Annotated in this window: 18 protein-coding genes; 7 read left to right on the forward strand and 11 right to left on the reverse strand. The window is 71.9% G+C overall.

Annotation, left to right across the window (positions count from 1 at the left end; translation table 11 throughout):
• Positions 1-994 precede the first annotated feature (994 nt).
• The 4 genes from AC0HI0_RS43745 (at position 995) to AC0HI0_RS43760 (ending at position 4,263) form a co-directional block, all read left to right on the forward strand.
• Positions 995-1,489 (forward strand): hypothetical protein, encoded by a 495-nt coding sequence (locus AC0HI0_RS43745; protein ID WP_480929341.1) that lies wholly within the window; start codon positions 995-997, stop codon positions 1,487-1,489.
• A gap of 130 nt (positions 1,490-1,619) precedes the next feature.
• The gene (locus AC0HI0_RS43750; RefSeq protein ID WP_480929342.1) at positions 1,620-2,360 is read left to right on the forward strand and encodes a TetR/AcrR family transcriptional regulator; all 741 of its coding nucleotides are present in this window, start codon (positions 1,620-1,622) and stop codon (positions 2,358-2,360) included.
• 36 nt (positions 2,361-2,396) lie between these two features.
• On the forward strand, positions 2,397-3,773 hold the full coding sequence (locus AC0HI0_RS43755; RefSeq protein ID WP_480929343.1) for a dihydrolipoyl dehydrogenase family protein: 1,377 nt from the start codon (positions 2,397-2,399) through the stop codon (positions 3,771-3,773).
• A 118-nt stretch (positions 3,774-3,891) separates the two neighbouring features.
• Positions 3,892-4,263 (forward strand): hypothetical protein, encoded by a 372-nt coding sequence (locus AC0HI0_RS43760; RefSeq protein ID WP_480929344.1) that lies wholly within the window; start codon positions 3,892-3,894, stop codon positions 4,261-4,263.
• A gap of 120 nt (positions 4,264-4,383) precedes the next feature.
• Here the strand turns inward: AC0HI0_RS43760 and AC0HI0_RS43765 are convergent, their stop codons facing one another.
• The gene (locus tag AC0HI0_RS43765) at positions 4,384-5,628 is read right to left on the reverse strand and encodes a hypothetical protein (RefSeq protein WP_480929345.1); all 1,245 of its coding nucleotides are present in this window, start codon (positions 5,626-5,628) and stop codon (positions 4,384-4,386) included.
• 405 nt (positions 5,629-6,033) lie between these two features.
• On the opposite strand from AC0HI0_RS43765, the gene AC0HI0_RS43770 reads away from it, so the two are divergent.
• The gene (locus AC0HI0_RS43770; RefSeq protein ID WP_480929346.1) at positions 6,034-6,534 is read left to right on the forward strand and encodes a DUF3145 domain-containing protein; all 501 of its coding nucleotides are present in this window, start codon (positions 6,034-6,036) and stop codon (positions 6,532-6,534) included.
• 338 nt (positions 6,535-6,872) lie between these two features.
• Here the strand turns inward: AC0HI0_RS43770 and AC0HI0_RS43775 are convergent, their stop codons facing one another.
• The 5 genes from AC0HI0_RS43775 to lanKC form a co-directional block, all read right to left on the reverse strand.
• Entirely contained in the window at positions 6,873-7,835 is a 963-nt protein-coding gene (locus AC0HI0_RS43775) for a hypothetical protein (RefSeq protein WP_480929347.1), read from the reverse strand.
• A gap of 143 nt (positions 7,836-7,978) precedes the next feature.
• On the reverse strand, positions 7,979-9,679 hold the full coding sequence (locus AC0HI0_RS43780; protein ID WP_480929348.1) for an ABC transporter ATP-binding protein: 1,701 nt from the start codon (positions 9,677-9,679) through the stop codon (positions 7,979-7,981).
• Positions 9,679-11,298, reverse strand: coding sequence for an ABC transporter ATP-binding protein (locus AC0HI0_RS43785; protein ID WP_480934522.1), 1,620 nt, complete (start codon positions 11,296-11,298; stop codon positions 9,679-9,681). Before AC0HI0_RS43785 ends, AC0HI0_RS43780 begins: the two co-directional genes overlap by 1 nt.
• A gap of 128 nt (positions 11,299-11,426) precedes the next feature.
• Positions 11,427-11,591: a SapB/AmfS family lanthipeptide gene (locus tag AC0HI0_RS43790; protein WP_480929349.1), complete on the reverse strand. Its 165-nt coding sequence runs from the start codon at positions 11,589-11,591 to the stop codon at positions 11,427-11,429.
• Positions 11,592-11,635: 44 nt separating this feature from the next.
• Positions 11,636-14,167 (reverse strand): class III lanthionine synthetase LanKC, encoded by a 2,532-nt coding sequence (gene lanKC, locus AC0HI0_RS43795; protein WP_480929350.1) that lies wholly within the window; start codon positions 14,165-14,167, stop codon positions 11,636-11,638.
• Positions 14,168-14,668: 501 nt separating this feature from the next.
• On the opposite strand from lanKC, the gene AC0HI0_RS43800 reads away from it, so the two are divergent.
• Positions 14,669-15,241 carry a hypothetical protein gene (locus AC0HI0_RS43800; protein WP_480929351.1) on the forward strand — a complete coding sequence of 191 codons (573 nt, stop codon included), beginning with the start codon at positions 14,669-14,671 and terminating at the stop codon, positions 15,239-15,241.
• Positions 15,242-15,378: 137 nt separating this feature from the next.
• On the opposite strand, the gene AC0HI0_RS43805 is transcribed toward AC0HI0_RS43800, so the two are convergent.
• The 5 genes from AC0HI0_RS43805 to AC0HI0_RS43825 form a co-directional block, all read right to left on the reverse strand.
• On the reverse strand, positions 15,379-16,614 hold the full coding sequence (locus AC0HI0_RS43805; RefSeq protein ID WP_480929352.1) for a beta-ketoacyl-[acyl-carrier-protein] synthase family protein: 1,236 nt from the start codon (positions 16,612-16,614) through the stop codon (positions 15,379-15,381).
• Complete coding sequence (locus AC0HI0_RS43810) at positions 16,611-16,850, reverse strand: acyl carrier protein (protein ID WP_015099009.1); 240 nt, start codon at positions 16,848-16,850, stop codon at positions 16,611-16,613. Before AC0HI0_RS43810 ends, AC0HI0_RS43805 begins: the two co-directional genes overlap by 4 nt.
• A 61-nt stretch (positions 16,851-16,911) precedes the next feature.
• Positions 16,912-17,889 (reverse strand): beta-ketoacyl-ACP synthase III, encoded by a 978-nt coding sequence (locus AC0HI0_RS43815; protein WP_480929353.1) that lies wholly within the window; start codon positions 17,887-17,889, stop codon positions 16,912-16,914.
• A complete protein-coding gene (locus tag AC0HI0_RS43820) occupies positions 17,886-18,806 on the reverse strand; it encodes an ACP S-malonyltransferase (protein WP_480929354.1) in 921 nt (306 codons plus the stop codon). The genes AC0HI0_RS43815 and AC0HI0_RS43820 overlap by 4 nt, the downstream gene beginning before the upstream one ends.
• A gap of 185 nt (positions 18,807-18,991) precedes the next feature.
• Positions 18,992-20,179, reverse strand: a complete 1,188-nt coding sequence (locus AC0HI0_RS43825; RefSeq protein WP_480929355.1) for a PucR family transcriptional regulator — start codon at positions 20,177-20,179, stop codon at positions 18,992-18,994.
• Between the two features lie 369 nt (positions 20,180-20,548).
• Here AC0HI0_RS43825 and AC0HI0_RS43830 point away from each other — a divergent pair, with 369 nt between their 5' ends.
• Positions 20,549-22,156 carry a recombinase family protein gene (locus AC0HI0_RS43830; protein WP_480929356.1) on the forward strand — a complete coding sequence of 536 codons (1,608 nt, stop codon included), beginning with the start codon at positions 20,549-20,551 and terminating at the stop codon, positions 22,154-22,156.
• Positions 22,157-22,194 lie beyond the last annotated feature (38 nt).

Raw genomic sequence — 22,194 nt, forward strand, 5'->3', positions numbered from 1 at the left:
GTACCAGCGGCAGCCCTCCACGGTCGCCGACCGGCACAACGAGGCAACCGGCGGCACCAGCGGAACCGGCATGGTCGCAAGCCCACGCGGGTGAAAGCCCGCGCGGGCAGGGCGTTCGCGGGCAAGGCGAGAGCAGGCAGGTGCGGGGCGAGGGCGGTCGGATGACCACGCGGGTTGGTGGCGTGCGCGGGCAGGGCGAGAGCGGGCAGGGCGTGCGAGGGCAAGGTGCGGGGCCGAGGGTGGTCGGATGACCACGCGGGTTGGTGGCGTGCGGGGGTCGACGGCGCGGCGCGGGCAGCCATGCGGCCGGTTGCCGGAGTGTCGGCAGCCGGTGGGTGTCGGAGGCCGGTGGGTGTCGGGTGGGGGCTGGAGGTGGGCGTCGGTTGGGGCTGGGTGCCGGCGGGAGGCGTGAGTGCGGCAGGGGGCGTGGTGAGTGATCGTGGCTGGCGAGCTTGATGGGTGAGCTTGGTAGGGGATTGGTGGTGGGTAGGGAGTGTGACGGGTGGGTGGTGAGTGCGGCGGGTGAGTGCGAGGTGTGCGGAACGGCCTGACAGGTGTGCGGTAAGGACTGCGGCGCGTGGGGGTACGGCGCGAAGGTACGGCTTGGAGGTACGGCGCGAAGGGTGTGGGGATCCGGCGTGCGGGTGTGGGGGCCGGCGTGCGGGTGTGGGGGCCAGCGTGCGAGGTGTGCGGTACGGCGGGTGAGGGGTGGGTGTCAGGGGTGCACTCGATGAGCGGCACTCGGCGGGCACGTGGGTGAATGGTCGGGCGGGTGGGTGGGGGACCCGGCACGCTGGGGAACGTGAAGGAACATCGTCGTGAGCTGGTCCGGCTTGGGCGGGTCGTGGTGGACCGGTCGCCGTGGCAGCTCGGGTTCGCTCTGCTCGTGTCGGTGTGGTCGTTGGGCTGGGTGGTGGGGCAGGCGTTCGGCGGGGTGGGGCCGTTGGACGTCGTGCGGGGGCCGTTGGGGTGGGCCGGGGTTCCGGTGGGGTGGGTGGACGCCGTCGGCTCGTGGTGTGCCGGGCGCACCGGGTGGTTGGCGGTCGCCGGGGGGTTGTTGTGGGCGATGACCACCGCCCGCCAGCAGTTGTCGGCCTTGTTCGGCTGGCTCGCGGTGATGTTCGCGGCCGAGTCGGTGGGATATGGGGCGGTGCACCGGGCGTTGCTGACCTTCGCGGTGTTTCTGGTGGTCGTGGGGTTGTTGTCGATTCCCGGCCGGCGGGCGTTCGTGGTGGACCGGATCGCGATCATCCCGAAGGACGTCGCGCGCGCCGCCGCCACGTCGGTGGCGTTGTCGGCGGTGGTGCCGTTGATCGCTCCCGGCGTGGTGATCGCGGGATTGCTGAAACCCTATGTGACGAGGCCGCCACGCTCGCGTTCTGAACCGAAAGAACAGTGGACGAAGTCAAGTTTCGATCACGCTTTGCCCGCTCCGCGCCCGGCCCCGCGCGCCCCGCTGGGCGCGAGTTCGGGGCAGGACGGGGGCTAGCGCTGTTACCCGCGAGTACCGACGATTGTCCGGCTGACAATCGTTTCGCCGGTAATTACTCTGCGACCTGCGGCTTACCCGCCAAGTCCATTCGGGACGCCCCACTCGGGAAGTGAGCGGTGCTCACGTGGTGACCGCAGTCCTGCGCGTACGTGCGACGATCCGTGATGAAGCTGTCCCAATCCAGTGTTTGGGCTTACTGGTCCGTATCCATCAAGATGTGCGAGTGCATGAAAATCCCGCCGAAAACCGCTTAGCCAAGGTGATGCGCCGTCAGCCTGTCCAGCAGCGGGGTGCCGCCACGGTGACCGCCATTGTCGATGCGTGCGCGCGGCTGCTGAACGAGTACGACTACGACGACATCACCACAGCCCGGATCGTCGAGCTGGCCGGCGTGCCAATTGGATCGTTCTACCAATACTTCCCGGACAAGCGTTCTGTTGTGCACGCCTTGGCGCTGCGTGGCATGGAGCAGTACCTCAGCCGGGTCGAAACACTGTTCAACGAAGGTCAGCTGGCCGCGAACTGGCGGGAAGCGGTGCAGCAAGTCGTCGACGTCTACCTGCGGATGCTGGTCGAATTGCCCGGTTTCGGCCGGGTGCGGTTCAGCGATCTGTTCGACGGCCACCACCTCGACGCCAGCGTCGACCAGTACGAACTCATGGCCGAACGGCTCCGCGAACTGTTCGTCAACCGCTTCGGCGTCCGGGGGGACGCGCCGGTCGCGCTGACGTTCCGGATGGCCACCCAGACCGCCGACGCGATGTACAAGCTGGCCGAACGGGTCGAACCCGCCGAGCGCACGGTCGTTCTCCGCACCGCGGACGGCGTGATACTGCGCATGCTGTCCGGGGTGTTCGACCCGGCGTGACTTGCCGCACCGGTCCAGGTGGTGTGGGGTGGACCGGTGAGCGACTTCGACGTGATCGTGATCGGCGGCGGACCGGTGGGCGAGAACGCCGCCGCCCGGACCGCCGCCGGGGGCCTGAAGACCGCGTTGGTGGAAGCCGAGCGGGTCGGCGGTGAGTGCTCGTACTGGGCCTGCATGCCGAGCAAGGCGCTGCTCCGGCCCGGTCACGCGCTCGCCGCCGCCCGGCGGGTCCCCGGCGTGCCCGTGGGCGACCGGCTCGACGCCGCCGCGGTCCTCAAGCGGCGCAACGGGTTCACGTCGAACTGGGACGACTCCGGCCAGGTGGAGTGGGCCGAGGGGGCCGGTCTGGAGGTCGTGCGCGGCCGGGGCCGGCTGGTCGGCGAGCGGCAGGTCGAGGTCGACGGGCGGGTGCTGACGGCGTCCCGCGCGGTCGTCGTGTGCACCGGCAGCGTGCCGCGGATCCCCGGCCTGCCCGGACTCGCCGACGTCCCGTACTGGACGTCGCGCGAGGCCACCTCCGCGCAGGAGGTCCCGTCGTCGCTGGTGGTGCTCGGCGGCGGCGTGGTCGGCGTGGAGATGGCGCAGGCGTGGGCCCGGCTCGGCTCGGCGGTGACGCTGATCGTGTCCGGCGCGCGTCCGCTGCCCCGGATGGAGGACTTCGCGGGCGAGCTGGTGCTCGACGGGCTGCGCGAGGACGGCGTGACCGTGCGGACCGGCGTCAAGGCCACCGGGGTGTCCACTGTGGATGGTGACATCGCGGTGGCGCTGTCCGACGGCACGTCGGTCGCCGGCGCGCACCTGCTGGTCGCCACCGGCCGGCAGCCCGCGACGTTCGACCTGGGCGTGGAGCGGTTCGGGTTCACCGCCGGCGAGGCGCTGCCCGTGGCCGACACCGGCCGGGTGGACGGCGTGGACTGGCTTTACGCGGCCGGCGACGTCACCGGCCGCGCCCTGCTGACCCACCAGGGCAAGTACGCGGCCCGCGCGGTCGGCACGGCCATCGTCACCGGCGCGACGGATCCCGAGCCGTGGACCGCGCCGGTCGCGACCGCCGACCACACCGCCGTGCCGCAGGTCGTGTTCACCGATCCCGAGGTCGCCTCGGTCGGCCGGACCGAGGCGGAGGCGCGCGAGGCGGGCCTGGACGTCCGGGTGGTCGACCTGGACATCGCGGTCGCCGGGTCGTCGCTGCACGCCGACGGCTACCGGGGCAAGGCCCGGATGATCGTCGACGAGCGGCGGCGCACGCTGGTGGGCGTCACGTTCGCCGGCCCGGACACCGCCGAACTGGTGCACGCCGCGACGATCGCGATCGTCGGCGAGGTGACCGTGGACCGGTTGTGGCACGCGGTTCCGGCGTACCCGACGATCAGCGAGGTGTGGCTGCGGCTGCTGGAGGCGTACGGTCTCTGACCGCCGGTAGACCGCCGCTCACGCAACGACGTCAGCGCATCCGCCGAGCGCCGTACACCGGCTGCCCCGTTGGGTGTCAGACCCGAAATTTCGCGGTCTGCTTCATTACACTGCGACAGTGACCAGAGGAACTGTTGCGCTCGCGACCGCGGCGGTCCTCTGGTGCGCCTTCCTGATCGGCACCACGTTGACGCCGGGCGGGCCGGAGTTCGCGCCGATCGTGGTGCACCTGCCGGGTTTCCTGGTCGCGCCGGTGGTGCTGTTCACCCTGCTGCGGGCCCGGTCCAGCGCGCTGCTGTGCCTGGCGCACGTGCCGAAACCGCTGCTGAGCCTGGGTTTCGCGGTCGCGGTCGCGGGGTGGCTGTTCTCCTGCGGCGCGCTGACCGGCCGGCCGGGCACCGAGATGCTGTGCACGGTGGCGGGCCTGGCGATCGTGCTGCACGTGGCGTTCGGCCTGATCGCGATCGGGCTCCTGCGCACCGGCCGCTGACCGGGCCGGGACCGCCCGGAGCGCTCTCGTCGCCTTCCCGAACGGCGCAACCGCCCGTCACCTCAACGGACCATCGGCACGCCCGCACCGCCGGCGCGCGGCGGCTCCCGGGCGCGGCGGCTACTGGGTGACCGGCAGGCGCAGGGCCTGGTCGACGAGTGCGGCCAAGGCCGGGTCGGCCGGGTCGGAGTCGCCCTCGGCCCACACCACCTGGGCGATGCGGACCTGGTTGGTCTTCGTCGTCGCCTTGATCGCCGAGCGGTCGAACGACGGCGGTCCGCCGGGCCAGGTCCGGCCCTCCTTGACCAGCGCGGTCACCCCGCCCGACCCGGCCGCCGACGCGAGCTTGTGCAGCTCGGCCGCGCGCGCCGCGTCCGGCAGGTTCAGCTCCGACACCGCGACGCCGACCTTGCGGCCGTCCACCGCCGTCTCGTACTGGGCCCGCCGCAGTTGCATGCACATGTGCCCGGACAGCCACACCTGCACGTCGCCGAACGCGTGCTTCGCGCACTCCTCGGTCCGGTCCGCGCCCTTGGGGGAGAAGTTCCGGCCGTCCACGACCACCGTCGTCGGCTGCGGGGTGGTGTCGGCGGACGGGGTCGCCTCGGACGCGCCGCCGGAGGTCAGCGTCACGACCAGCCCCACCACGAGCAGCGCCGCGACCACGGCCGCCGCCGCGTACGGCAGCCACCTGGGCCGGCGGTTCGCGGGCCGCACCTTGGGCAGCAGCATGGTGCTGGCCGACGCCAGGTCGGCCGCCCGGTCCGGGAACCCCTCGGCGCGCAGCTGCCGGGCGTCCGGCGGGGTGCCGGTGGGTGCGAGGACGGCCAGCAGCTTGGCCGCGTGCTCGGTGGAGCACGGCCGGTCGCTGGTGGCCAGTTCACGGGCCGCCGCGAGCAGCGTGGTGGGCTTGGGGTGCAGCACCCGCACGCCCCGGTTGAGGTCGCTGGTCGGCTGCACGACGTGCGCCACGTAAGGCCCCACCGCGACCACCGTCGTCACCGGCAGGGGTTCGCCGCGCATCTCCTGGATGCGCCGCGCCACGGCGGTGGTGGCCTCCAGCGCCTCGGCGGCCGGGCTGGTCGCGCCGTCCGGGCGGGTCAGCGGCCAGCCGTCGATCTTCCACTGGCCGGCCAGCGGCGCCTCCAGGCGCATCGCCGGGTCCGGCAGGTCGACGCCGACCACCACGAGCACGCCGCGCGGCAGCACGACCACCGCGTCCAGGGTGCGCGGGCAGTCCGGCGGGGTCACGCCGAGCATGGCCACCCCGCCCAGCACGGAGTCGCCGGTGCCCCACGTGCTCAGCGCGGCACGCACGTCCACACCGATCTGGGTCGGCTCGGCCCCGAGCCGGATCAGCCGCACAAGATCACACCGTTCCACACGGTCGAACACGGTAGCGCCGCCGGGGGTGGCTCTGCCCCGTGGATCGGCGGAGGGACCCGACCGGGATCCACGACCACCGGAATGGCCGTGCCCCGGGGCGAGGTCCACCGGCCGGTCGTGGTGCTACCGGTTCGGGTCCGGGTTGATCACGCGAGCGTGACGGAATGATCTCGGAATGTGATGCCGCTGCCCCGTCTGTGGGGTCCGAGGTCGCGCTTTAGGGTCGAAAGTCCTGTATCTGACCCACCCGGGTGATGAACGTGCTGGTTCTTCTGGCGGACCGCTCCGACAGCGGGCAGAATGACCATGTCGGGAATTCACAAGATCGTCCGCTTCGACAGGCCGTAGGGGAAGACGTCCCTCGTCGAGTAGCGGAGGTCAGCTGTGAGCACCCGCAGCACCAGTGGCGTGGTCTACGTCCACTCGTCGCCGTCTGCGGTCTGTCCGCACGTCGAGTGGGCGATCTCGGGCACCCTCGGTGAGCGAGCGGACCTGAAGTGGGCGGCACAGCCCGCCGCTCCAGGCCAGTTGCGCGCCGAATGCGCCTGGGACGGTGACGCCGGCACCGGCGCACGACTCGTGTCCGCGCTGCGCGCGTGGCCGATGCTGAGGTTCGAGGTCACCGAGGACCCGAGCCCCGGGGTCGACGGCGTCCGCTACTGCTTCGCGCCCGTGCTGGGCCTGTGGCACGCCCGGACCAGCGCCAACGGCGACATCGTCGTGTCCGAGGACCAACTGCGCGCGCTCGCCGCGCGCAGCCGCGGCGGCGAGTCGTTCGCGCACGGCGTGGACGAGATCCTGGGCGCGGCCTGGGACGACGCGCTCGAACCGTTCCGCCGGGCGGGCGACGGCGCGCCGGTCACCTGGCTGCACCGCGTCGGCTGACCCGACCGCGTCCACCCCGGACGCGGTCGGCCCCGGCTCGGCGGGGCCCGGTACGACCCGGGTCCCGGCCCGGCCACGCCCCGGTCCGCCCGCCGATCACCCGCGAACCCGCCGGCGCCCAAGTCCGACCATCGGGTCCGACCACCTGTGCCCGACCACCTGTGCCCGACCATCCGGGTCCGACCACTTGGGCCTGACCATCCGGGCCTGGACCGTGCACGGTTTCACCCCGCGCGCCCCGGCTTGGACCGCGCACGGTCCCGCCCCGCGCCCCCCCGGCCTGGACCCGCACGGTCCCGCTCCCGCGCGTCCTCCCCGCCGGCCCCGCGTCCCCGGTCTCAGCGGACCCAGGTGTGCGCGTAGACCCGGTACGCCACCGGCCTGCGGTCGGCCAGTCGCCCCAGCACGACGTAGCCGAGGTCGCCCTCCGCGGTCTTCACGCAGGCCACCGTCAGGTCGTCGGAGAAGTCCTCGTCGGTGAACCCCTCGCGCCAGTCGCCGGTCTCGCCGCACTCCTTCTCGCCCGGCAGGTGCTCGGCGTCCAGGTTGCCCCACATGTCCTTCACGCCGTAGTTCTCCACCCGGCCGATCCGCGCGCCGTTGATCGCCTTCAGCTCGCCGCTGATGTGGTTGTAGGCCAGGTCGGTCCGGTAGCCGGACTGCGAGCGCTCCAGGTCGACCTCGGTGTCCTGGCCGGTGGAGTGGAACTTGAACTCCTCGATGTCGATCCGCGCCGGGCCCGGCGTGCCGGTCAGCGGGGCCTGGCCGTCGTCGGTCACCTTGATCTTCGTGCCGGGCGCGGCGAGCAGCACCTGGCGGCGGTTGTCGATGTGCTGGACGACCCGGCCGTCGATGGCGATCCGCAGCTTGCGCCCGGTGTGGATGGTGTAGCGCTCGCACCGCGACGGCGTCTGCTCGGTCGGGCAGATGATCACCTCGCGCTCGTCGGCCGGCGGCGGGGGCAGTTCCCGGTCGTGGTCGTCGGTGACCGTGTCGTCGTTGAGCCGGCTGCTCACCCCGACCTTCACCGTGCCGATCGGGGTCACGATTTCCGTGCTGACCACCACGGAGATCTCGCCCTTGGTGTTGATCTCGAACGCGATCGGCACCACGGGCGGCTGAAAGGCGATGTGGCCGACCGGTGCCTTTCCGCCGTTTTCGGTTTTCTCCGGAATCGCGGGCAGGCCGTTCTCGCCGGGCACCGGTGGTGCCACGTCGCCGATCTCGTCGGTCTTCGCGCAGGCGGTGACCGTGGCGGCGCACAGGAGCAGGGCCACGGCGGGCTTGATCCAGGAATGCATGGCAGTGCCTCGACCTGTCGGGAGGGGATGGCTGCCCACAGGTTAGACACTGTTTCCCGGTAACTCCCGGAGAAACTCGGAACGTGGTCGTGGTGTTATCGCCGGGTAATCCCCACTATTCGGGTTCTCCGATTTCTGCGGTGTCAGCGGGCGGTGATCGGCTGCCAGGCCGCCATCAGGTCCGCGTAGGTCGGGGACCGCTCCACGAGCCGCTCGTGCGTCCCGAGCAGTGCCGGCCCGCCGTCCATCACCAGCACCTGCCCGGCCCGCAGCGCCGACGACAGCCGGTGCGCGATCACCACCAGGATGCCGCCCCGCGCCGCGAACGCCCGCTCCACCACGGCCTCCGCCGCCGGGTCCAGGTTGGACGTCGCCTCGTCCAGGATCACCACGTCCGCCGGGCACGCGTAGACCCGCGCCACCGCCAGCAGCTGCGCCTCGCCCGTCGACAGGCTGCCGCCTGCGTGGCCGAGCGCCCCGTCCAGCCCGCCCAGCCGCGCCACGACGTCCGACGCGCCCACCGCCGCCACCGCCGCCAGCAGCTCGTCGTCGCCGGTGCCCGGCGCGAACAGCGCGAGGTTCTCCCGCACGGTCCCGGTGAACAGGTACGTCTCCTGCGGCACCAGCGCGATCCGCCGGTGGCGTTCGGCCGGCCGCACCTCGCGCACCGGGACGCCGCCGAGCAGCACCGTCCCGGCCTGCGGCGCGACCAGCCCGGTGACCAGGCCGGCCAGCGTCGACTTGCCGATGCCGCTGGGCCCCACCACGGCCAGGTGCGCGCCGGGCGCCAACTCCAGGTCCAGGTCGCGCACGACGGGTTCGGCGTGCTCGCCCCACCCGAACGTCACGCCGCGCAGCACGACCCCGCCGTCGCCGGGCACCAGCTCGCCGGTCTCCGGCGGCACCTCGGGCGCGGCCTCGGCGAGCCGGCGCAGCGCCACCGCCAGCCGCAGCACGACCGTGCTGGTGGTGTCCGCGAGCCGGCGCAGCGCGGGCTGCACGCTGGTGCCCAGGTACACCACGGCGGCCAGCACCTCGCCGACGGTGAGCGCGCCGGCCGCGACCATGCCGGGCGTGAGCACCAGCAGCAGCACCAGCGGCAGGAACCCGCCGACCGAGATCACCACGCCGCGCAGCGCGGTCGACCACGCCATCCGCACGGTGGCCCGCGCCTGCCGGTCCACCTGCCGCCCGACGTCCTGGGCGGCCCGCTCCCGCCCGCCGCACGCGACCACGTCCCGCATCCCCAGCAGCACCGTGCCGGCCGCCTCGGCGGCGTCCTCGTCGGCCACCACCAGCGCCCGCTGACCACGGGCCAGCGACGGCAGCAGCGCGCCGAACAGCACCAGCGCCGCCACGACGGGCAGCACCACCAGCCACGCCAGCGAGGCCACCGCGGTGGCCAGGCCGACCAGCGCCGCGGTGGTCGTCACGAGCAGCGCGCGGGCCTGGATCAACAGCCCGGCGGTCGCGTCCCGGACCACCTCGACGTGCCGGGTGATCCGGGCGACCGCGCTCGCGTCGGGCTGCCTGCGGTGCGACCGGCCGTCGTGCAGGACGCCCCGCACGATCGCGGTGACCAGCCCGTCCCGCAACGGTTCCACGACGTCACCGAGCCGGGTGAACACCTGCCGCAGCCCGAACCCGCCGAGCACCGCCAGGGCCGCGAACAGCACCAGCCACCACACGCCGGTCCACACGTCGCCGACCGCGAACCCCCGGTCCACGGCCAGCCCGACCAGCCGGCCGCCCAGCAGCGCCGGCACGCCTTCCAGCACCGACCAGCCCAGCAGCGCCAGCACCGCGCGCCGCCGCCCGGCCAGCGCGCGCAAGTACGGCCCCATCAGCCGAACACCGCCCGGTACTCCGCGTTCTCCCACAGCGACAGGTGCGAGGCCATCGCGCGCACCCGCCCGTCCTCCAGCCACACCACGGCGTCCGCCCGGCGCGCGGTCGCCGCCCGGTGGGTCACCACCACCCGCGTCCGGCCGGGCAGCGCGGAGGCCACCGCGCGCTCCACGGCGGACTCGGTCACCGTGTCCAGGCTGGCCGTCGCGTCGTCGAGCACCAGCACCTGCGGGTCGCGGACCACCGCCCGCGCGAGCCCGAGCCGTTGCGCTTCACCACCGGACAGCGGCGTGTCCGCCATCGGCGTGTCGTAGCCGTCGGGCAGCCGGACCACCACGTCGTGCACCCGCACCGCCCGGCACGCCCGCTCGACCTCCGGCCGGCCCGCCGACGTCCCGTAGGCGACGCTGTCCGCGACGGTCGAGCCGAGCAGCGCCGGCCGTTCGAACGCGTAGCCGACCGACCCGCCGCGCGCCACCTGCCCGGACGACGGCGCGGTCAGCCCGCCGATCACCGCCGCCAGCGCCGACTTACCCGACCCGGAACGCCCGACCACGGCCAGGAACACCCCGGCGGGCACCAGCAGGTCCACGTCGTGCAGCGCGCCCGGCACGCCCACCCCGCGCAGCTCCACCGCGCCCGGCGGCGCATAGCCGGGGGTGCCCGCCGCGACCGGCTCCTCGGCCAGCACCTCGTCGATCCGCACGGCCGACGCCCGCGCCCGCTGCACCGCGGTCAGCACGGCCGCCTGCCCCACCACGGTCAGGCCCAGCGCCGCGTACGCCATCGCGGCCAGCACGTCGCCGACGGTCAGCCGCCCGGCCACCACGCCGAACCCGGCCGCCGTCAGCACCGCCAGCTCCACGGCGGGCAGCAGCAGCCCGGCCCGCCAGATCATCTTCGCCTGGGTGCGCCACATCCCGACGCCCGCCGCGGCGAGCCGGGGCAGCGGCCGCAGCACGCGGTCGGCCTCCTGGTCGGCCCGGCCGGACGCGGCGATCGTGCGCAGACCGCCCACGGCGTCCAGCAGCCGCGCCGACAGCTCGCCCGACACCTCTTGATAAGTCGCCACGTCGTCGGCGGTCAGCTTCATGTGCGAGCGCACCAGCAACAACGCCAACGGCACGCTCAGCAGGAACACCGCCGCCAAGCGCCAGTCCAGCAGGGTCAACGCCACCACCGCGCCGCACGCGGTCAGCACGGTGATGCCCAGGTTGACCAGCAGCACCGCGAAGTTCCCGGCGATCGCGCTGTCGCCGGTCAGCCGGCTGACCGCGTCACCGGCCTCGAACCGGCCCGGGTGGCCCAGCGCGGCCAGCTTCGCGATCACCTTGCGGCGCAGGAACGCCGTGCCGCGCGCGGCGATCGACGCCGCCAGCACCACGCCGATCGCGTCGCCCACCACCTCCACGCCGACCAGGCCCGCGAGCCACAGCACGGTGCCGGGGTCCGGCCGGCCCGCCAACGCCACGTCCACCGCGCCCGCGAGCGCCGTCGGCAGCAGCAGCCCGGCGGTGGTGGCGAGCAGGGCGTTGCCGGCCAGCAGCAGCCAGCGCGGATCGCGCAGGACGACCGTTCTCAGCAACACGGGGTGCTCCAGCCAGGCGGGGGGCATCATGGGCGAGGGCCCGGCGCGGGCCACCCGGCTGTGAACCGGGAGACCGCGGCCGGACCCTCGTGGGACCCGGTGAGCGGCGCACTTCGCCTGCGCCGCTCACCGGCGTTCTCATCCGCGGGCGGGAATCAGCAGAGCAGCAGGCTCGCGGAGGAGTGGCTGCACGGGAGCAGCAGGGAAGCGCTGGACGCGGTCGTGCTGCCGCCGCCACCGCCGCTGCTGCCGCCGCTCGCCATCGCGTTGGACTGGACCTCGGGGGTGTCCATGTCCTGAAGGTCGAGGATGAAATCCATGTCGACTCCTAGGGATCGTCGGATGGAACCTTGGGGGAAACGGGTTACTGCAACCGGCCCGCGAGGGCCGGGGCTTTGAGGAACGGCAGTGCGGGCACGCCGTCCACGGCGGACGCGAGCGCGAGCAGCACGCCCGCCCCGCCGGTGTTGAGGTCCATCGACAGCCGGCGCAGCTGGATGCCGGGGAACGCCAGCCCCTCCCGGTAGGGCACGGCGTGCCAGGCCAGCGCGGCCAGGTGCCGGTCGACCGACTCGCGGGTGCCGCCCGCCTGGGCGAGCGTGGCCAGCAGCCCCGCCCGGCCCAGCATCAACGCCGGCTGGATGACGAACTCGCAGGTCAGGCCGGAGACCAGTTCGGGCAGCCGGGCCGAGCACGCGGCGTCCGGGACGACCCGGGCGAACTCGTTGAGCGCCAACGCGATCCCGGCGCTGCCGATGCCGACGTAGGGCAGGGTGCGCAGGTTGCCGTCGCGGACCTGGGTGGAGCCGTCCAGCGCGGTCATGCACTCCGCGAGGTCGCGGTCCAGCGCGCGCTCCGCCTGCTCCAGCCACCGCTGTTCGCCGGTCAGCTCGTGCAACCGGGTGAACAGCAGCGCCGGGCCGGACCAGCCGTGCAGCAGGCCCGCGCGGGCCTTGTCGCCGGGCGGCGGGGCGTCGGCGAGCATCCCGGTCAGCCGGTCGCCCAGCGCCAACGCCCGGTCCGCGAACGACTCGTCGTCCCGGGTGCCCGCGAAGTGCAGCAGGTTCAGCGCGATCCCGGACAGGCCCGCGTTGAGCCCGTGGTCCTTGGTCTCGGGCAGCAGCTCGGCGTACGCGCGGACCAGCTCGTCGGCCTCGTCGTGGTAGCCGAAGTTCTCCAGCACGTAGGCGATGCCGTGCGCGCCGGTGTAGAAACCGGGCTCCTTGGGCGGGTCGCGGCGCAGCGAGTCCAGCAGCCACCGCTCGTGCTCCGGGTAGCGGCCCTCGCCCGCGACGTCGAGCGCGTGCAGCACGCCCGCCGCCCCGTAGGCGAAGCACGCGCCGCCCACCTCGAACTGCTCCACGTCGCCGGGGAACAGCCGGTCGTGGCGCTTGGGCGTGGCGCTCGCCAGGATCGCCGAGGCGATCGACTTGCGCACCACCGCCCAGTCCGGCGTCGGCTCGTCCAGCGCGGTCGACAGCCGCGCCGGCGGGTCGACGCGCGGCGTGAGCACCTCCACGATCCGGTCGCAGTACTCGTCCGGCAGGTCGAACCGGCGGCGGATGAACTCCACGTGGTGGCGCAGCTTGGCGGGCGACAGCTCGATCACCGCGTTGAGCGGCAGGAACACGTAGAGCCGCAGCGCGGCCAGCGCGTACTCGTCGATCTCGAACCCGGACCGGTCCGGCGGGGCCTGGAAACCGGGGGAGCCGAGGGTGGGCTTGCGGTCCTCCTCGACCCGGAACGCCAGCTCGAAGTCGATCAGCGACACCGAGTCGTCCTCGTCCACCAGCACGTTCAACGGGTGCAGGTCGCTGAACACCACGCCGCGCCCGTGCACGTCGGCCACGATCCGCTCGACGTCGGCCACGATCGCCAGCGCCCGCGCGGTGTACTCGGAGACGTCGCCGACGTCGTAGTGGGTCAGCGGGTAGTGCTGCCCGAGCCACTGGCCGATCGGGCGGCCCGGCACCGGCTGCATCGCGAAGAACTCGTGCTCCCACGCGGAGAACCGCTCGTGCGCCTCGGGCACACCGGGCACGCCGGAGAGCAGCGTGAGCACGTCGTGCTCGCGGCGCAGCCGGGCGACCGCGTCCACGTCGTCGCGGTCCAGCCCGGCGTGCGGGCGCGCTTCCTTCAGCACCACTTCCACGCCGTCGGACTTGCGGGTCGCCCGGTACACGCCGCCGCCGTTGGAGAAGTGCAGCGACTGCGTCACCCGGTAGGGGAACGCGTCGGCGTCACCCGCCCTGCGGGCCGCCAGGTGTTCTTCGAGGCACTTCGGCAAGGTGATCCAGTCGGGCACCCAGAACGTCGGCTTGCGCTGGTCCGGGACCAGTTCGCCGGTCGCCCCCTCGATCGCCAGCACGCGTTTGCCGTCGACCTCCAGCCACTGCTCGACAAAACCGCCGTAACGGACGAACAACGGGCCGGCGGAGTACCGGAGATCGCTCAGGATGTACGCGCCGGGACGTCCGCCGAGCAGTTCGTCCAGCTCCCGCAGAGTCGTTTCCAACTGGGCTTCGTCGGCCGGGTAGATGGTGATCAGCTTGCCGCTCGCCTCGCGCGGGGCGTATTTCGAGTTCCGGGCCAGCACGATCGACTTGGTGCGCAGGTACTTGAACGGGATGCGCCGCTCGACCAGGTGGTCGTAGCACGCCAGGAGCACCTCGGCGGCCTCCCGGACGGTGGCCGAAACGTGGATCTTCCAGCCCTGGCGGGGCAGCACCGCACCGGCCGGCTGGAGGTAGCGCCAGATCGTGAGATCAGCCCGGGCCCAGTCCGCCGGCAGCTCCGGGAGCACCTGCGAGAAATCGTCGGCAGCGGTTTCCGTGGAGCTTTGCACGTCGTAGAAGAGACGGTCCGCGAAGCAGTAAGCCTCATAGCGGAGATCCACGGGAATTCGCCTCCTGGTTATTTCTGGGACCGGCATATTCCCGCACGGGGGTCCGGTGGAGGCCAATCCGCCAGATCGGGGAGTTGGCTGGGCCATTCGTGCGGCCGGGTACTGCTCGATCAGGCACTTTCGGTTGTATCGGATGCAGAGGAACCACCCGGATGCCATGTTTGGCACTGCTCTGTATGGGGGTCCGGGGGTGTCGCCGCTAAACGGCACCGGATCGTTCACCTTCGCCCGTGGGGGCAGCCTGCGGAATCGGCTGAATTTCCGCTGTTTTGCGGATTCGGTCACCGGGCGTGGTGGTCTGGTCCTATCGGGGCGGGGTTCGGCGATTAAACGTCTTAATCGTCCGAAGGGGTGTTGAATATGGGCCGAAGTTCGGGTTTGGCCAATTATCGCTCCTGGTCGGGAGCCGCCGTACCCGCACGGATCGGGTTCCGCGCTGCGCCGATCGGGTGGCCACTCCTGCGTTCGGCGGCATATGGCACGCTGATCGGTGTGTCCTCCCGGCTGCTGCTGCCCGCGGTGCTGGTGGTCGCCGCGCTGACCGCCGCCACCGGCGCGCTGGCCCGCGAGGTCTACCAGCGGCCCGCGCAGGCAGTCGGCGACCGGATCGCCCTGCCGTCCGATTCGTCCCCGGTGCCGCGCGCCGACCAGCCCGGCAGCCCCACCGTGCAGCGCAGCCCGGACGCCGCCCTGCACCCGGACGGCGAGCGCGTCCGCGCCCTGCTCCAGCGCTACTTCGACGCCATCAACGACCGCGACTACGACCAGTGGGCCGGCGCCGTCACCGCCGAACGCGTCGCCCGCACCCCCCGCGCCCGCTGGGAGTCCGACTACGAGACCACCCGCAACGGCACCATCCTGGTGCACCGCGTGGAGACCGTGTCACCGACCCGGCTGCGCGTGCTGATGACGTTCATCAGCACCCAGGACCTCGCCAAGGCCCCGGCCGACCTCCAGGCCGACTGCATCCGCTGGCGGGTCGTCTACCCCGTGCAGGAGGAAGCGGGCACGCTGAGGGTCGACTTCGGCACCGAGGGCTCCAGTTCCCAGTTCACCGCCTGCTGACAGCTCGCAGCCCACCCCCTGCTGACAGCTCGCAGCCCACCCCCTGTCGACAGCTCGCGGTTCACCACCTGCCGGCGCGAAAAGGGGCCGCCCCCACTGGAGACGACCCCTCGCACCGCGACAACCCCCGCCGGACCTCAGGGGTTGGTGAACACCAGGGACACGTTGTGCCCGCCGAACCCGAACGAGTTGTTCACCGCCGCGACCAGGTCGATCTTGCGCGGCTCGCCGGTGACCACCTCCAACTGCACCTTCGGGTCCTGGTTCTCCAGGTTCAGCGTCGGCGGCACGATGCCGTCGCGCACCGAGAGCAGCGTGGTGATCGCCTCCACCGCGCCGGACGCGCCGAGCAGGTGACCGTGGTTGCCCTTCGGCGCGGTCAGCACCGGGTGGTCGCCGATCGCCCGGCGCACGGCCTGCGGCTCGATCACGTCGCCCACCGGGGTGGACGTGGCGTGGCAGTTGACGTGGCCCACGTCGGACGCGGCGACGTCCGCGTTGCGCAGCGCCGTCGCGATCGCCCGCGACTGGCCCAGGCCCTCCGGGTCGGCCGCGGTGATGTGGTGGCCGTCGGAGCTGGTGCCGATGCCCGCGAGCGTGCCGTAGATCCGCGCGCCGCGGGCGCGGGCGAAGTCGCCGCGCTCCAGCACCAGGATCCCGGCGCCCTCGCCGAGCACGAAGCCGTCCCGGTTGACGTCGAACGGGCGGGAGGCCCGCTCCGGGTCGTCGTTGCGGGTGCTCATGGTCCGGGCCTGGATGAAGCCCGCCATGGTGATCGTGGTGATGCACGCCTCCGCGCCGCCCGCCACGACCACGTCGGCCTCGCCCGCGCGCAGCATCCGCCACGCCCAGGCCAGCGCCTCCGCGCCGGACGCGCACGCCGAGACCGGCGCGTGCACCCCCGCCCGGGCCTTCAGGTCCAGGCCGACGTGCGCGGCCGGGCCGTTGGGCATGAGCATCGGCACGGTCAGCGGGGACACCTTGCGCAGCCCCGACGCCTCGATCAGGTCGTCCTGCTCCAGCAGCGTCATCGCGCCGCCGATGCCGGTGCCGACGATCACGCCGAGCCGCTCGGGCTCCACGCCGTCCTCACCGAGCCCGGAGTCCGCCCACGCCTGGCGGGCGGCGACCACCGCGACCTGCTCGCAGCGGTCCAGTCGGCGCGCCTCGACGCGCGGCAGGATCTCGGTCGGCTCGACCGCCAGCCGCGCGGCGATCCGCACGGGCAGCTCGAACCGCTCCACCCAGTCCGTCACCAGCGGCGTCACACCGCTGCGGCCGGCGAGCAGAGCATCCCAGGTGGAGGCGACATCGCCACCGAGCGGGGTGGTGGCACCCAGCCCGGTGACGACGACGTCGTTGGAAGTGGTCATGCGTTGCTGGCGATGTAGTTCACCGCATCGCCCACGGTCTTGAGGTTGGCCAGCTCGTCGTCCGGGATCTTCACGCCGAACTTGTCCTCGGCCTGCACGGCGATCTCCACCATGGACAGCGAGTCGATGTCCAGGTCGTCCACAAAGGACTTGTCGACCGTCACGTCGGCCGCCTCGACACCGGCGACCTCTTCGACGATGTCCGCAAGCCCCTTCTGGATGTCCTCGTTGCTCACTGAAAATCCCTTCCTTCTTGCTTCCGCCGGCCGGGCTGTCCCACCGGAGTCTGGTGTCGGGTCACGGCAGTCGGACGACCTGTCCCGCGTAGGACAGGCCGGCACCGAAGCCGACGAGCAGGGCGACGTCCCCGCTGCGCACCTCGCCCGCGGCGCGCATGTGGTCCAGCGCGAGCGGGATGGAGGCGGAGGAGGTGTTGCCCGAGTCCACGATGTCACGCGCGATCACGAGGTCTTCACGCGCACCCTTGGCGCGCAACCGCTTCGCGATCGCCTCGATGATCCGCAGGTTCGCCTGGTGCGGCACGAACACGTCCACTTCGGACAGCTCGACGCCGGCCAGCTCGACCGCCCGCAGCGCGATGGGGGCGATCTGGGTGGTGGCCCAGCGGAAGACCGACTGGCCCTCCTGGAAGATGAACGAGTGCCGGTCGGGCACCTGGATCATCTCCGACAGGTCGCCGGCGCTGCCCCACGCCACCGGCCCGATGCCGGGTTCGTCGGACGGCCCGACGACCGCCGCGCCCGCCCCGTCGCCGAAGATGATCGCGGTGGACCGGTCGACCGGGTTCACCCAGTCGGTGAGCTTCTCCGCGCCGATCACCAGCACGTGCTTCGCGGTGCCCGCGCGGACCAGGTCGGAGCCGGTGGCCAGGCCGTAGCAGAAGCCCGCGCACGCGGCGTTGAGGTCGAACGCGGCACCGGCCTGGACGCCGAGCCGGTAGGCCACCTGCGCCGCCGCGTTCGGGATCATCGACGGCATGGTGCAGGTCGCGACCAGCACCGCGTCGATCTGGGCGGGCTCCAGCCCGGCGTCGGCGATCGCCTTCTGGCCGGCGTAGATCGCCATGTCGACGAGCTTCTCGTCCGGCTTGGCGAAGCGCCGGTTGGCGATCCCGACGCGGTCCCGGATCCACTCGTCGGAGGTGTCCATGGTCTGCGCGAGGTCGTCGTTGCTGACGATCGTCTCGGGCTGGTAGCTGCCCAGACCGAGGATTCGGGTGCCGGCGGGCCCGGAGTGGGCGGCGAGGGAGGTCATGCGGACGCCTCCAGCAGCTCCACGAGCGCGTCGAGCTGGTCCGGGGTCTTCACTGCCAAGGTGGGGGTGCCCTTCAGTTCGCGCTTCGCGAGGCCCGTCAGCGTGCCCGCGGGCGGCAGTTCGGCCACCGCGGTCACGGCGCGCGCGCCCAGCGTCGCCTGGCAGGAGTCCCACCGCACGGGGCGGGTCACCTGGGAGATGAGTCGGTTCAGCACGTCGGCGCCGGAGGTCACCACGGCACCGTCGGCGTTGGAGAGCAGCGGCAGCGCCGGGTCGGCCACGGAGATCGTGGCGGCACGGGCGCGCAGCGCCTCCTCGGCGGGCGCCATGTACTCGGTGTGGAACGCGCCCGCGACCTGGAGCCTGCGGATCTTCGCCCGCTCCGGGGGGTTCTCGACCAGCTTGTCCAGCGCGTCCAGCGATCCGGCGGCGACGATCTGCCCCGCGCCGTTGCGGTTCGCGCCGACCAGGCCCAACTCGTCGAGCCGGGCCAGCACCACGTCCTCCTCGCCGCCGAGCACGGCGGCCATGCCGGTCGGCGCGAGCGCGCAGGCGGCGGCCATCTCGGCCCCCCGCACGGCGGCCAGCGCCACGGCGTCGTCGGTGCTCAGCACGCCCGCGATGGCGGCGGCGGCCAGCTCGCCCACCGAATGCCCGCCCACCACGGTCTCGACCGGGACGGAGACCCGGCGGCGCAGCTCCTCGAACGCGAGCAGCGCCAGGGCCACGACCAGCGGCTGGGTGACGGCGGTGTCCTTGATCTCCTCGGCCTCCGCGGTGGTGCCCAGCCGCAGCAGGTCCAGCCCGGTCGCCTCGGACCAGGCCCGGACGCGCTCGTCCGCCCCCTCGACCGAGAGCCAAGGGGTGAACATGCCGGGCGTCTGGGACCCCTGTCCGGGGGCGAGGAGCGCGATCACCCGCCCACTGAACACGTTTTCGGCGGTCTCCCGGGATGCCGCCACAGACGAAACGAGCGGGCAACGTTTGTAGGGTGTCTACAAATGTGACTCAAAGATGAACGTCGAACGACGTCCCGTGTTGTGGAGGGCGGCCGATAAAAGGCCAAATGGGACGTGCGTTTTCCATCACACCCGATCAGGCGTCACCACAACCCGCGAGCCCGCGCCAGCCGTCCCACGGAAAGCGCCACCCGCAGCACCAGAGCGTCACGGGGGTCGTTGGCGTTCCTCCCAGTCAGCTCGGTAGCCCGCCGAAGCCGGTAACGAACAGTGTTGGGGTGCACGAAAAGCCGCCGCGCGCACGCCTCCAACACCCCCCCGACCTCCAGGAACGCGTCGACCGTCTCCAGCAGCGCACCGCCCGCGTCCTCCAGCGGCCGGGCCACCCGGTCCACCAGCTGCCACTCCGCCTCCGGATCGCCCGCCAGCGCCCGTTCCGGCAGCAGGTCCAGCGACCGGACCGGCCGGGGCGCGGCCGGCCACCCCACCACCGCCCGCAACCCGGACAACGCGTCACTGGCGCTGCGATGGGCGTCGGCCAGGCTCGACACGGAAGGCCCCGCCACCACCGGCCCGGCCCCGAACGCGTCCGCCAGCCGAACCAGCGCGTCCCCGCTCTCGGTCTCCCCGCCGAGCACCACCACCAGCCGCGACCCCTGAACGCTCAGCAGCACCGGCCGGGAAATCCGGGCCGCCCGACTCCGCACCTCGAAGACGACAGCAGGCGGATCGTCCGAAGGCGGGTTGCCCACCAACACCGTCGCCTCCGCAGCCGGATCCCACCCCAGCGCCGTCGCACGCGACAACAACGACTCCTCGGCGTCGCCACGAACGATCCCGTCCACCACAAGGGCTTCGAGCCGCGCGTCCCAGGCCCCCCGAGCCTCCGCAGCCGCCGCGTAGGACGTCGCCGCGGAAAAGGCGATCTCCCGCCCATAACGCAGCACACCTTCGGTCAACAAAGCCCGCTCGGCGTCCCCGTCGGCCAACTTCGGCAACAACTGCTCGAACAACTCAAGCGCGATCCGGACCAACTCGACCGTCTGCCGCAGACTGACCCACCGGGAAAGGTCCTTGGGCGCCGCCCGAAAAGCCTCGGCGGTCAACCGAATGGCCTGCTGCGGATCGTGCAGCCAGGAAACAAACCCGGCCACCCCGTTCTGGATCAGCAACAAAACCCCGGCCCGCTGATCGGCGGGCATCCGCCGAAACCAGGGCAACCGCTCCTCCATCTCGGCCACACTGGCCGCCGCGAGATCCCCGGAAGCCCGCTGCAAACTCCGCAACGTCTCCCGGGACAGCGCCGCCCCCACCTCGCCAGACCCGCTCATACCCCCACGATCGCACGCGCTCCCGCCCACGCCCCCAACGACCACCCAAAACACCTCCCGGACAAGCCCAAACGCCCCCGCCCCAAGCCCTCACCCCAGCCCTGCCCCGCCTCTCACCCCAGCCCTCGCAGCCACCCCTTCCGCCTCCAGCACCCTCCGCACCCCACCCCTTCCACACCCATGCCCCCAACGACCACCCACCCCCGCTCACCTCTCACCCCCTCACCCCCCCACTCACCCCCCACTCACCCCACCCACTCACCCCCCCACCCACTCACCCCCCACCCACCCCTTCCCCCTCCAGCCCTCCCACCCAACACAGTCCCGCACCCGCGAGTCGTGTTCTCCCCGTAGGGTTACCGTCATTTGGTGACCTACCGTGGTGACATGCCTACCTCAAAGCGTGTTCCTGCTGGTCAGCGGCCCGAAGGAGGGCCGCTGAACCCGCTGGTCGCCGGCGCAGCGCACGTGATCGACTCCTACGCGCGCCTGTCGTGGAACCCGGACACGGGCGACCTTGAGAAGATCGAAACCCAGCAGTCGGACAACCGGAAGACGATCAAGAGCGCCGGCGCGGTCGTGGGGTTGGAACTGTGGGACGGCAAGTCGGCTTGGAAACGCAACGCCGTCCGCAAGGACTTCGAGACCGCTATCGAGCGTGCGGAATCGGGCATCAGTCAGGGTATCGCGGTTTGGCACGTGGACAGGTTGTTTCGTCAGCCTCGCGACCTAGAGCGGCTCATCGATCTCGCGCGTCGCGGGTTCCGCGTGATTAGCACGTACGGTTCCTTCGACCTGACCGACCCTGAAGACCTCTTCCAACTACGGGGACTGGTGGCCGCCGCCGCCAAGTCCAGCGATGACTCGTCGCGGCGCATCAGGAAGCGTTTCATCGGCTTCCGTGCGGAAGGGCGAACGACCGGAGGGAAGCCCGGTTTCGGGTTCCCCCGGAAAGACCGTGGGTGGAAGCCAAGTCGTCGTCAGCGCGAGAGTGACCGCCCGATGCTGCCCGATACGCAGATTCAGCGCGAACGTGCCGCGATCCGCAAAGCGGTGATCGGCATCGCGGACGGAACGACCACCGCATCCGAGGTCGCACGTACGTGGAACGATGCGGGCTTGCGGACCGTGGAAGGTAAGACCTGGGTTCAGGTCGGGGTGCGCAACACGCTGATGCGTCCGACCATCGCGGGAATCATCGAATACGAGGGTGAAGAGGTCGGGATGCTTGACGGCAGGCCGATCGCGCCGCCTGACAAGTGGCGGAAGATGCGCGCCATCATCCTCGGTCGCCGGCGTGGCGCACCGTTCACCAATCGCTACGTGGGCAGTGGTCACGTGCACTGCGCCCGGTGCGGCAACAAGTTGTCCGGCAAGCCGAACTACAACGGAGCCTACCCGGACGGGCAGACCCGTCGTGACTACTACTGCGCAAAATCCCATCGGGGATGCGGACGGATGAGTATCGACATGCGGGCACTCGATTCGGAGTTGCGTCTGTTCGTGATCGCACGGCTGTCCGACCCGCGAGTGGTCAACGCGCTCACTCACAGCAGGTCGCAGGCCGACCCCCGTCTGACCGAGGTTCGTACGGAACTCGCCAACGCGACCGCGCTACAGGATCGCATCTCCGAACGATTGGGTCGGCGCGAGATCACCGAATCGGCGTTCGATGCCGCCAACCGGCCGCTGAACGCCGATATCCAGCGTCTGAAGAAAGAGCTGAAGGAGCTTGAGGAACGTTCGGTGTCGGCGAATCCCGGCGAAGTGTTGACTGCCGAACAAGTCGCCGAACAGTGGGACCAGTCCACACTCCTGCCCGAGTCGGAGGTGGAGAAGGGGGTCCAGATTCGACGCAAGTTGCTGAAAAGCGCTTTGGGGACCGATGTGCAGATCAGGATCCACCCTCAGCCTGACAAGCGGTTCACGCCGGACCGGGTGCGGGTGCACCAGGCGACCGACCCGTTCGACGCATAGCCGGCATCGGCCCCTCGCACGTCTGCGACCCCATGCCC

The sequence above is a fragment of the Saccharothrix sp. NBAS 001 genome, assembly GCF_056640475.1.

What these genes read in the sequence shown, in the direction of transcription:
- AC0HI0_RS43775 (WP_480929347.1), bottom strand. Translation starts at nt 7,835, where the DNA reads ATGCATTCCTGGATCAAGCCCGCCGTGGCCCTGCTCCTGTGCGCCGCC.
- AC0HI0_RS43780 (WP_480929348.1), bottom strand. Translation starts at nt 9,679, where the DNA reads ATGGGGCCGTACTTGCGCGCGCTGGCCGGGCGGCGGCGCGCGGTGCTG.
- AC0HI0_RS43785 (WP_480934522.1), bottom strand. Translation starts at nt 11,298, where the DNA reads ATGCCCCCCGCCTGGCTGGAGCACCCCGTGTTGCTGAGAACGGTCGTC.
- AC0HI0_RS43790 (WP_480929349.1), bottom strand. Translation starts at nt 11,591, where the DNA reads ATGGATTTCATCCTCGACCTTCAGGACATGGACACCCCCGAGGTCCAG.
- AC0HI0_RS43805 (WP_480929352.1), bottom strand. Translation starts at nt 16,614, where the DNA reads ATGACCACTTCCAACGACGTCGTCGTCACCGGGCTGGGTGCCACCACC.
- AC0HI0_RS43815 (WP_480929353.1), bottom strand. Translation starts at nt 17,889, where the DNA reads ATGACCTCCCTCGCCGCCCACTCCGGGCCCGCCGGCACCCGAATCCTC.
- AC0HI0_RS43825 (WP_480929355.1), bottom strand. Translation starts at nt 20,179, where the DNA reads ATGAGCGGGTCTGGCGAGGTGGGGGCGGCGCTGTCCCGGGAGACGTTG.